The organism is Streptomyces sp. NPDC055078 (assembly GCF_053607985.1).
In genome coordinates, this window is the sequence record NZ_JBSGUP010001014.1 from 1 (window position 1) to 1895 (window position 1895).

General features: G+C 71.5%; 1 protein-coding gene. It reads left to right on the forward strand.

All coding sequences use genetic code 11. The features are described from left to right. On the forward strand, nt 1-1730 hold a 1730-nt coding region (locus ACWF94_RS39665; RefSeq protein ID WP_453500018.1), incomplete at its 5' end, for a hydantoinase B/oxoprolinase family protein. Nucleotides 1731-1895 lie beyond the last annotated feature (165 nt).

Sequence of the window (1895 nt, forward strand, 5' to 3'; positions counted from 1 at the left end):
GCACCCACCGGGACGTACCCCTCCACCGGCGGGCGGACCTCGGCCCCGGCGACCGGGTGGACGGCCCCGCGATCATCGCCGAGACCGACGCGACCACCGTGGTGGACCCCGGCTGGCGTGCCGAGGCGGGCGACGGCGGCCATCTCGTGCTGACGCGCGTCCGCGCCCGCCCCGCGAAGACGGCAGTCGGCACCGACGTCGACCCCGTCCTGCTGGAGGTCTTCAACAACCTCTTCATGGCCATCGCCGAGCAGATGGGCGTACGGCTGGAGAACACCGCCCACTCCGTCAACATCAAGGAACGGCTCGATTTCTCCTGCGCCCTCTTCGACCCTGAGGGCAATCTGATCGCCAACGCCCCCCACATCCCCGTCCACCTCGGCTCCATGGGCGAATCGATCAAAGAGGTGCTGCGCCGCAACGAGGGCCGGCTGCGCCCCGGGGACGTCTACGCGATCAACGACCCGTACCACGGCGGCACCCATCTGCCCGATGTCACGGTGGTGACCCCCGTCTTCGATGCCCGCGAACTGCGCTTCCTCGTCGCCTCACGCGGTCATCACGCCGAGATCGGCGGTATCACCCCCGGCTCGATGCCCGCCTTCAGCACCACCATCGACGAGGAGGGCGTCCTCTTCGACAACTGGCTGCTCGTCCGCGACGGTCGGCTGCGCGAGAGCGAGACCCGCGCCCTGCTGACCGGCGCGCCCTACCCGTCTCGTGCCCCGGACATCAATATCGCCGATCTGCGCGCCCAGATCGCCGCCAATGAGAAGGGCATCGCGGAACTGCGGCGGATGACGGACGAGTTCGGGCTCGATGTCGTCCACGCCTATATGCGGCACGTACGGGACAACGCCGAGGAATCGGTCCGGCGCCTCGTGGCCCGGCTGCACGACGGTGAGTACCGCTACGAGACGGACAGCGGCGCGGTCATCCGGGTCGCGCTGCGCGTCGACCGGGCCGCGCGCGGCGCCGTGCTCGACTTCGCCGGCACCTCGCCCCAGCAGCCGGGCAACGCCAACGCACCCACCTCTGTGGTGATGGCGGCGGTCCTCTATGTCTTCCGGACCCTCGTCGGCGAGGACATCCCCCTCAACAGCGGCTGTCTGGAACCCCTGGACGTACGCGTCCCGGAGGGCTCCATGCTCGCGCCCCGGTACCCGGCGGCGACCGTCGCGGGCAATGTGGAGACCTCCCAGGCCGTCACCGGGGCTCTGTACGCGGCCCTCGGCGTCCAGGCCGAGGGCTCCGGCACCATGAACAACCTCACCTTCGGCAACGACCGGGTCCAGTACTACGAGACGGTCGCCAGCGGCTCCGGCGCGGGCGACGGCTTCGACGGCGCCGACGCGGTCCAGACCCATATGACCAACTCGCGTCTCACCGACCCCGAAGTCCTGGAGTGGCGCTACCCCGTCCGCGTGGACGCGTTCTCCGTACGGGACGGCAGCGGCGGTACGGGACGCTGGCGCGGCGGCCACGGAGTCGTCCGCCGCATCCGCTTCCTGGAACCCATGACGGTCGCCCTGCTCACCGGACACCGCAGGATCGCACCGTACGGAATGGCGGGCGGCAGCACCGGCTCCCTCGGGGAGAATTCCGTCGAACGGGCGGACGGGACAGTGACCCCGCTGGCGGGCGTCGACTCGGTCGACGTCCGCCCGGGAGATGTCCTGGTCGTACGGACACCCGGGGGCGGCGGATACGGCGAGCCGGTGCCTGATTGAGCCGCTCCGTGGTTGGCGGCGGTGCCGGTTGGGCGGAGCCCGGTCGAGCGGGTGCTTGGTCGGGCCGCTCCCCGGCCGGGCCCGGCGCCTGGTCGGGTTGGCCCTCGGCCGGGCCGGTGTCCGGCTGGGCCGCCAGGCTCCGGCTGGGCCGGTGCCGACTCGGTG